The organism is Pseudoflavonifractor sp. An187 (genome assembly GCF_002160275.1).
Lineage (GTDB): Bacteria > Bacillota > Clostridia > Oscillospirales > Oscillospiraceae > Enterenecus > Enterenecus faecium.
Genome location: NZ_NFKG01000027.1, coordinates 21657 through 30520 on the forward strand (window position 1 = coordinate 21657; position 8864 = coordinate 30520).

Sequence of the window (8864 nt, forward strand, 5' to 3'; positions counted from 1 at the left end):
CTTTCGTCAGACGTGCCAAAGAGCGAAGACAGTGCTTGTCTCCGCCCTTTTGCATCATCAACGATTATAAATGACCTTGTCAATGAGGCCATAGGCCGCTGCTTCTTCGGCGGTCATGAAATTGTCACGCTCACAGTCGGCGGTGACCTGCTCCACGCTCTTGCCGCAGTTGTCGGCCAGGATCTGGTTCATCCGCTTCTTGATGACTTCCAGACGCTTGAGGTGGATGGCCATATCGGTGATCTGTCCCTGGGTACCGGCAGAGGGCTGGTGAATCATGATCTCCGCATTGGGCAGAGCCAGACGCTTGCCCTTGGTACCGGCAGAGAGCAGAAATGCGCCCATGGAGGCGGCCATACCCACGCAGATGGTGGACACGTCACACTTGATATACTGCATGGTGTCATAGATGGCCATGCCGTCGGTGACAGAGCCGCCGGGGCTATTGATGTAGAACTGAATGTCCTTGTCCGGGTCCTGAGCCTCCAGGTACAGAAGCTGGGCCACAACCAGGGCGGATGTGGTGGCGTTCACCTCTTCACCCAGGAAAATGATACGGTCGTTGAGCAGACGGGAGAAGATGTCGTAGGAACGCTCTCCCCGGCTGGTCTGCTCCACAACATAGGGAACTAAACTCATGGAAACCTCTCCTTCGTTACTGGAAATCAGTCCCAGTATACCCAGCAGCAAGGGAGGAATATTCCTCCCTTGCTGGTTTTTTACGGGATGAAATTACTCGCCCTGAGCCTCGGTGGTCTCAGCCTGAGCCTCTTCCTTCTTCTTGGCGGGCTTCTTGGCAGAGGACTTCACCAGCTCCAGAGCCTTCTTGGAGCCCAGGTCCTGCTTCATGTCGCTCTCGTTGGTGACCTCACGGACCTGCTCCTCGGTGACGTTGAACTGCTCGGCCAGGCGCTTGACCTCGGCGTCCAACTCCTCCTGAGTGACCTCGATGCCCTCGGCCTTGGCCACGGCATCCAGAGCCAGAGCGGTGCGGACTGCACGGTCAGCGGCGGTCTTAGCCTGGGCACGCACGTCGTCCATGGACAGGCCCATGTACTTCAGGTAGTCCTGGAAGTTCAAGCCGTTCTGCTGCATGCGCATGGCCTGCTCCTCCACCATCTTGTCGGCGCGGTAGTCCACCATGGCCTCGGGCACGTCGCACACCAGGTTCTCCAGCAGGGCGTCGATGACAGCGGCCTCGTAGTCGCGCTCGGCCTGCTGCTGACGGCGGGCCTTCAGCTTCTCCTTCAGGTCCTTCTTGAACTCGTCCAGGGTGTCAAACTCGGACACGTCCTTGGCGAACTCGTCGTCCAGGGCGGGCTCCTGACGCTCCTTGACCTCGTTGACCTTCACCTTGAAGACCACGGCGGCGCCAGCCAGATCGGCGGTGTAGTTCTCGGGGAAGGTGATGTCCAGGTCCTTCTCCTCGCCGGCCTTCATGCCGATGACCTGCTCCTCGAAGCCGGGGACGAAGGTGCCGGAGCCCAGCTCCAAGGAGTAGTTCTCGCCCTTGCCGCCCTCGAAGGCCACGCCGTCCTTGAAGCCCTCGAAGTCGATGACAGCCACGTCGCCCTTCTTGGCCTTGCGGTCCACGCTCACCAGGCGGGAGGCACGGTCGATGTAGGGCTTCATCTCAGCCTTGACATCGGCGGCGGTGACCTTCACCTCGGGCTTGGCAACCACCAGGCCCTTGTACTCCTTCACGGAAGCCTCGGGCTGCACGGTGACCAGAGCCTTGAAGGTGAAGCCGTCCTTGCTGACCTCCACGATCTCCAGCTTGGGGTAGGCCACGGGCACAATGCCAGCCTCCTTCAGAGCGGCATCATAGGCAGCGGGATAGGCCTCCTCCACAGCGTCCTCAAAGAACACCTGCTCGCCGTACATCTTCTCCACCATCTTGCGGGGCACCTTGCCCTTGCGGAAGCCGGGGACCATGATGTTCTTCTTCTGCTTGTTGTACACCTTGTTGATGGCGGCGTCAAACTCAGCAGCGCTGACCTCGATGACCAGCTCAATGGCGCTGTTTTCTTTCTTCTCGTTGCTCTTGATGTTCATGTATACGTTCCTCCAACTTAGCCCCGCCTGAGGCTGGGGCTTTCTTTCTGATAAATCCAATCCATTCTATCAGATTGTACAGAAGATTTCCACTGTTTTTTTTGTCAATCCAAAATTTTTTTCGGACGGAAACCGATGTAGTCTGCAGCCACCAGCTGATAGGCCACGCTTCCCTGCACTCCCTCCACCGCCAGACGGTGGCTGGGACCATGGAGATGGCCATAGCAACACAGCTTTACCTGGTACTGCTCCAGCAGCTGCAAAATCTCCGGGCACTGGTACCCCTTGTACAGGGGCGGATAGTGGAGAAAGCAGTATTTCTCCGCCTCCCCCGCCGCCTTCAGCGAGGTCTCCAGGCGCATCACCTCCCGGCGAAACACCTTCCCCGAGGGGGCATTGGCCTGCTCTTCATAGAACCAGCCCCGGGTGCCGCACAGGGCCACATCCCCGTAAAAGGCGCAGTTGTTGTGGAGAATGTGCAGGCGCTCCAGGCCGTTTGCCTGAAAAAAGGCATTCATCTTAGAGGCGGTGTTCCACCAGTAGTCGTGGTTTCCCTTCAAAATCCACTTCTCCCCCGGCAGCCGGGAGTTGAGAAACTCCAGGTCCTTCTTGGCCTCCTCCAGGCTCATACCCCAGGACAGGTCCCCGCACAGCACCACCGTGTCATCGTCCGATACGCAGGAAAAGCCTTCCTCCAGCTTCTCCACATAGCCTTCCCAACTGCCCCCGAACACCTCCATGGACTTGTCGGCGCCCAGAGACAGATGGGTGTCTCCGATGGCATAAAGGGCCATTTCTTCCCTCCTTGTCCCCGGTCAGCGCAAGTGCTCCAGCACCTGATCCACCATGTGCTCCTTCTCGGTGACGGTGTCAAACCGGGGCTGTTTGTTTTTCAGTCGGGCCAGAGGCTGGGGCACCTCTACCCCAGTGAGCTGGGACAGCTGGTCCAGAATCTCCGTGCCAGCGGCGTGCTCCTGCACCCCCAGGGCGTCCAGCACGCTGGAGCAGAACTTGAAGGGGCTGGCGGTGGACACCACCACCGTGGGGGTCTCGTCCCCGCTCTCCTTGCGGTACTGCTCCAGCACGTCAAAGGCCACAGCGGTGTGGGGGTCAATGAGGTAGTGCTGCTCCTCCCACATCCGGCGGATGGTCTCCTTGGTCTGAGCATCGTCACAGTACCCGGCGGCAAAGGTCTGGTGCAGCTTGGTCTTGATGGGCACGCTCACCTCATAGCTGCCCTTCTCCGCCAGCTGCTCCATGTACTCGGTCACCTGCTTGTCATCCCGGCCGGACAGCTCAAAGAGCAGACGCTCCAGGTTGCTGGAGATGAGAATGTCCATGGAGGGAGACAGAGTGTTGTGGAAGGGACGATTGCGGTCATACACACCCGTGCGGAGAAAATCGGTGAGCACGTTGTTCTCATTGGAGGCACAGATGAGGGTCTTAATGGGCACCCCCATCATTTTGGCATAATAGGCAGCGAGAATATTGCCGAAATTTCCCGTGGGCACGCAGACATTGATCTCCTGGCCCTTCTCAATGGCGCCCTCCCGGCGCAGATCGCTGTAGGCGGAGATGTAATAGACGATCTGAGGCAGCACACGGCCCCAGTTGATGGAGTTGGCAGAGGACAGGAAATAGCCGCGCTCGGCCAGCTGCTGGGCCAGCTCCTCGTCGGCAAACAGCTTCTTGACCCCGGTCTGGGCGTCGTCGAAGTTGCCCACCACGGCACACACACCCACGTTGCCGCCCTCCTGGGTGACCATTTGCAGCTGCTGAATGTCGGACACGCCGTCCTTGGGATAGAACACCAGGATCTGAGTCTTGCTCACATCCTTGAAGCCCTCCAGGGCAGCCTTTCCGGTGTCGCCAGAGGTGGCCACCAGAATGCACACCGTCTTCTTCTCATCGTTCTTCCGCAGAGAGGCGGAGAGGAGATGGGGCAGCATTTGCAGGGCCATATCCTTGAAGGCGCAGGTGGGGCCGTGCCACAGCTCCAGGCAGTAGGTGTTGTCGTCCAGACGGCGCACCGGAGCCACCTCGGGGTCAGAGAACTTTCCACCGCCGTAGGCCGCCCGGGCATACCCCGTCAGCTCAGAACTGGAGAAGCCCTCCAAAAATCCGTTCAGCACATACACCGCCCGCTGCTGGTAGGACATATCCTTCAGGGACTCCAGGGCATTTCCCGCCAGGCGGGGCAGCACCTGGGGAGTCATCAGACCTCCGTCTGGCGCCAGTCCCTTGGCAATGGCCTGAGCCGCAGTCATACGCAAATTGTTGTTTCTCGTGCTCAGATAATTCATGATTGTCTCACTACCCTCATTAAGTTATTGTAAAACACATCGTGCAGCAGCTCTTCCCCATATCCATAACTCAGTAGATACGAATAGAGCCCGGAAAGCCGGGTGATGTGGGATAGGGGTTCCACGAGCTCCGCCCCGTCCCAGTCGCCCCCTAAGGCCACACATTTGTCCCCACCCAGGGCCAGGATGTGGTCCAAGTGGCGGCGTACCGCCTCCAGGTCCCGGCTGCCGCCTACAAAGTTCTCATAGAAATTTAGTCCAATGACACCTTGATGCTCTATTATGGCAGTTATCTGCTCATCCGTCAAGTTTCTTGTGTGGTCACACACCGCCCGGGCGTTGGAGTGGCTGGCAATCACGCCCCCTTGGCACAGGTCCATCACGTCCCAGAACCCCGCCTCGGACAGGTGGGACACGTCCACCAGCACCTCCAGTTCCCCCATCCGCCGCACAAATTCCCGGCCCAGCGGGGTGAGGCCCTGGTGGGGCTGGTCGCTGTGGGAACCGCTGAGGGCATTGGCATGATTCCAAGTCGGGTTAATGGCGCACACCCCCTGCCGGGCGGCCCACTCCAGGCCCTCCAGGCTGCACCCCAACAGCTCCGCCCCCTCCACAGAGAGAAAAGCAGCACACTTCCCTTCCCTGTTGGCCTGACGAGCCTCACGGGCGGTGGTGCAGTGGGTCACCAGATGAGAGTAGCAGTCCATCTGATGGCGGAAATAGTTCAGCTGGCTTTTGCAGGCTGCTTCGGGACATCCGCCCCCCACGTAGCCTGGGGCCGTCCACAGGGCAAACACCTGGGTATAGGCCCCAAAAGTGTCCAGCGCAGAGCCCAGCTCCAGCGCCCCGGTGTTGTAGGGCAGCTCCTCCCCCATGGCCCAGCAGCGGTACACCGTGTCACAGTGTCCATCCATCACAGAAAATCGGTTCATTCCCACTCACCTCAAAAAGCATTTTCCAGATAGTTTATGTGAGGATGACGGGTGGCAGTCCCCTGAGGCGCATAGATTTCTGCCACGTCGAACCGGGGCTGAAGCTGGGTGGGATGGGCTTGCAGGTAGAGCAGCGCCGCCGCCCGCAGCTTGCGCTGCTTGGAGAGCGTCACCGACTCCCGGGCGGTCATGATATCGTCGTTGCGCCGCAGCTTCACCTCCACAAAGGCCAGGTACTTGCGGTTTGTGGCCACCAGGTCCAACTCCCCCAGCCGACAGCGGTAGTTGACATCCACGATGTTGTACCCTTGTTTGCGCAGATAGTTGGCCACCTGCATTTCTCCCCACTTGCCCAGCAAGCGGGCCTCCGCTCCGCCCCTCATAGCTTTTTCAGAAAACTGCGGCGGTGGATGGGACAGGGCCCGTACTCCCGCAGCAGCTCATAGTGCAGCTTGGTGGGGTACCCCTTGTGCTTGTCAAAGGCGTACTGTGGATAGGCGCTGGCCATCTCCTCCATGTATCGGTCCCGGCTGACCTTAGCCAGGATGGAGGCAGCAGCAATGGAGGCGGAGTGGGAATCCCCCTTCACCACCAGCTCATGGGGGGCGGTGATGGCGCAGCGGCTTCCGTGGTCCCGGTTGCCGTCCACCAGCACCAGCTGGGGGGCAGGCTCCAGGCCGTCAATGGCCCGCTGCATGGCCAGCATCCGACAATTGAGAATATCCAGCTGGTCGATCTCCTCCGCCTCTGCCCAGGCCACACTATAGCTCACCGCTTGCTCCCGGATGAGGTCAAAGAGCAGGTCCCGCCGCCGGGGCGTCACCTTCTTTGAGTCGTTCAAATAGGGCAGTTCCGCCCCCTGGGGGAGAATCACCGCTGCGGCGTACACCCGCCCGGCCAGGGGCCCGGCTCCCGCCTCGTCCACCCCAGCCAGGTACTCAATCCCCGCCTGGGCACGAATCTGGGCATCCCACTGGTAAAGGCCGATGCGCTCTTCCCCGTTATTCATGGATATCCTCCGGCCGTTCCAGTGTAAAGCGTCCAAGCTTGCTGCCTCGGAACTCATCCAGCAGCACCCGGGACATCCGCTCGGTGTCCACCTCGCCGCCGGAAATCAGCATGCCGCGCTTGCGGGCAGCCATCTCCAGCAGCTCCCAACCGGCCTTTCCCTCCAGGTCTTTGAGCTTGTAACGCTCTTCCAACACGCCGGGATAATGGGCACTCAAAAGGGCCATCAGGCCACAGGCCAGCTCCTCACCGTCCAGAATCTCGTCTCGCACAGCGCCTGTAAAGGCCAAATGCATGCCAGTGGTCTCATCCTCAAATTTGGGCCAGAGAATGCCGGGGGTGTCCAGCAGGTCCAGCCCCTGGTCGATGTTTACCCACTGCTTGCCACGGGTGACGCCGGGGCGGTCCCCCGCCTTGGCAGATTTGCGGCGGGCCACCTTGTTGATGAAGGTGGATTTGCCCACGTTGGGCACCCCCACCACCATGACGCGCACGGGACGGCCCACCTGGCCCTTGGCTCTCCAGGCCTCGATCTTCTCCCGCAGGGCCTGCTTGACCACGTTGGAAAACTGGTTGACGCCCTTGCCGCTCTTGGCGTCGGTCTCCAGCACCGCATAGCCCTTTTGCTTAAACCAGGCCATCCACTGGGCGGTGACCTTGGGGTCTGCCTGATCGGCCCGGTTGAAGATGATCATGCGGGGGCGGTCTCCCACCATGGAGTCAATGTCCGGGTTACGGCTGGAGATGGGAATGCGGGCATCCACCACCTCCGCCACCATGTCCACAAACTTCACGTCCTCCTCCATCTGGCGGCGGGTCTTGGTCATATGTCCGGGATACCATTGGATGTTCATCGTGCTCCCCTTTCTCTGGGAGCCTTTCTCCCAGTGCAGATTTTCTATCTATTATACTAAAGATTTGTCCTATGGGAAAGTGGGAATACAAAAAAAGGAGCGGAAATTCCGCTCCTTTTCTCGTGCAAACTGGTGCAATTACAGATCTTCCTTGACCTTAGCAGCCTTACCGACGCGGTTACGCAGGTAGTACAGCTTGGCGCGGCGAACCTTACCGTGACGGACGGTCTCCACCTTCTCGATGGTGGGAGCGTGCAGGGGGAACACCTTCTCCACGCCCACGCCGTAAGACACACGACGCACGGTGAAGGTCTCCTCGATGCCGCCGTGCTTCTTGGCGATGACGGTACCCTCGAACACCTGGATACGCTCACGGTTGCCTTCCTTAACGCGGATGTGCACGCGGACGGTGTCACCCACGTTGGCCACGGGGGCCTCGGCCTTCAGATACTTCTGGCTAAATTGCTTCAGCTGTTCCATTGATATTTCCTCCTAGTATTCAGGCGTTCGTGCGTCAACGTGTCGTGCGCAGAGGACCACCCTTATTTAAGACCGAGTTATTTTACCATAGTGGCAGAGAGAAAGCAAGTCTTTATTTCCCTTTTTTTCTTCTCTTTGTCTGCCACCACCCCAGGGTCTCCCGGCGCACCACCCCCCAGAACAGCCACGTGGAGGTGAGCAGCAAAGTCACGTTGGCATAGGCGCCCATGACGATGGCTCCCACACCCACCAGTCCCCCCACCAGCAGCGCAGACAGACCGGTCTCCCATCGGTCCGCCCGCTCCGGCCCCAACCGAGGCGAGAGGTAATTGCGCAAGATACGAGCGCCGTCCAGGGGGCGGATGGGCAGGAGGTTGAACGCCCCCACCCCCACGCTGAGAGCGGCCAGCACATAGAGCTGTCCCGCCCATGCCAGCCCGCCCAACACCAGATTGGCCGCCGGGCCTGCCAGGGCCACCACCGTGTCCTCCCCATAGGACAGGGTGCGGGAATACCGCATGGTCATCTCTGCCCCCACCGCCGTGAGGCTCACCTGTTCCGGATGCCCCCCCAAGCATTTGGCCGCCCCCAAGTGGCCCAGCTCATGGACCAGGCAGGCCAGCAATCCCCAGGGCAGCAGCCCCACCCCCTCGTCCAGGTAGAACAGCACCCCCAGCACCAGCCAGAACCCGGCGCTCACCCGCCACTTGGCCTCAGGACGGGTCCACATAATAGGCCGGGTCCAGTCGAATCTTATCCTTTTCTATGGTAAGGTGCAGGTGGGGCCCCGTAGCCATCCCTGTCTCACCCACCAGGGCCACCGTCTGCCCGCAGGTCACGGTATCCCCCTTCTGAATGAGCAGCTTGCTGCAATGGGCATAAAAAGAACTCACCCCATTTTTATGGGTGATTTTAAAATACAGCCCAAAGTCGTCGCTCTGGCCGATGTACTCCACCACGCCGTCGGCAAAGGCCTTGATCTCCGTGCCCTCATCAGCGGCAATGTCCAGCGCCAGATGAAACTCATTTTTCTGGGTGATGGGGTTGGTGCGGTATCCAAAGGTGGAGCTCACCGGCCCGGTCACCGGGCACACCGTCTTCTCCAGCCCCAGCTCGTAATATTCATAGCTGACATTGGAGGGCAGGGCCACCCCGTCCGGGCTGTACTCCTGGGCCACCGCCGTCACCACCTCTGGCGTGGGGGCGGGTGTGGATGCCGGGGTGGGTTGAGG

Annotated in this window: 11 protein-coding genes; all 11 read right to left on the reverse strand. The window is 60.1% G+C overall.

Annotated features, from left to right (window positions below; all coding sequences use genetic code 11):
• Positions 1-57: 57 nt before the first annotated feature.
• Positions 58-639, reverse strand: a complete 582-nt coding sequence (locus B5F22_RS09825) for an ATP-dependent Clp protease proteolytic subunit (protein WP_087233899.1) — start codon at positions 637-639, stop codon at positions 58-60.
• 93 nt (positions 640-732) lie between these two features.
• The gene (gene tig / locus B5F22_RS09830; RefSeq protein ID WP_087392428.1) at positions 733-2055 is read right to left on the reverse strand and encodes a trigger factor; all 1323 of its coding nucleotides are present in this window, start codon (positions 2053-2055) and stop codon (positions 733-735) included.
• 104 nt (positions 2056-2159) lie between these two features.
• The gene (locus tag B5F22_RS09835) at positions 2160-2849 is read right to left on the reverse strand and encodes a metallophosphoesterase (protein ID WP_087233895.1); all 690 of its coding nucleotides are present in this window, start codon (positions 2847-2849) and stop codon (positions 2160-2162) included.
• 21 nt (positions 2850-2870) lie between these two features.
• The gene (gene thrC / locus B5F22_RS09840) at positions 2871-4358 is read right to left on the reverse strand and encodes a threonine synthase (protein ID WP_087392429.1); all 1488 of its coding nucleotides are present in this window, start codon (positions 4356-4358) and stop codon (positions 2871-2873) included.
• Complete coding sequence (locus B5F22_RS09845; protein WP_087392430.1) at positions 4355-5290, reverse strand: membrane dipeptidase; 936 nt, start codon at positions 5288-5290, stop codon at positions 4355-4357. The genes thrC and B5F22_RS09845 overlap by 4 nt, the downstream gene beginning before the upstream one ends.
• An 11-nt stretch (positions 5291-5301) precedes the next feature.
• Positions 5302-5673 (reverse strand): YraN family protein, encoded by a 372-nt coding sequence (locus B5F22_RS09850; RefSeq protein WP_087392431.1) that lies wholly within the window; start codon positions 5671-5673, stop codon positions 5302-5304.
• Positions 5670-6299, reverse strand: a complete 630-nt coding sequence (locus B5F22_RS09855; protein ID WP_087392432.1) for a ribonuclease HII — start codon at positions 6297-6299, stop codon at positions 5670-5672. The genes B5F22_RS09850 and B5F22_RS09855 overlap by 4 nt, the downstream gene beginning before the upstream one ends.
• Entirely contained in the window at positions 6292-7152 is an 861-nt protein-coding gene (gene ylqF / locus B5F22_RS09860) for a ribosome biogenesis GTPase YlqF (protein ID WP_087392433.1), read from the reverse strand. Before ylqF ends, B5F22_RS09855 begins: the two co-directional genes overlap by 8 nt.
• A gap of 138 nt (positions 7153-7290) precedes the next feature.
• On the reverse strand, positions 7291-7632 hold the full coding sequence (gene rplS, locus B5F22_RS09865) for a 50S ribosomal protein L19 (RefSeq protein WP_087233883.1): 342 nt from the start codon (positions 7630-7632) through the stop codon (positions 7291-7293).
• 112 nt (positions 7633-7744) lie between these two features.
• Complete coding sequence (locus B5F22_RS12085) at positions 7745-8362, reverse strand: site-2 protease family protein (protein ID WP_143482237.1); 618 nt, start codon at positions 8360-8362, stop codon at positions 7745-7747.
• Positions 8346-8864, reverse strand: a 519-nt coding sequence (locus B5F22_RS09875; RefSeq protein ID WP_143482238.1) for a M23 family metallopeptidase, incomplete at its 5' end; no start/stop codon positions are given. The genes B5F22_RS09875 and B5F22_RS12085, both read right to left, overlap by 17 nt.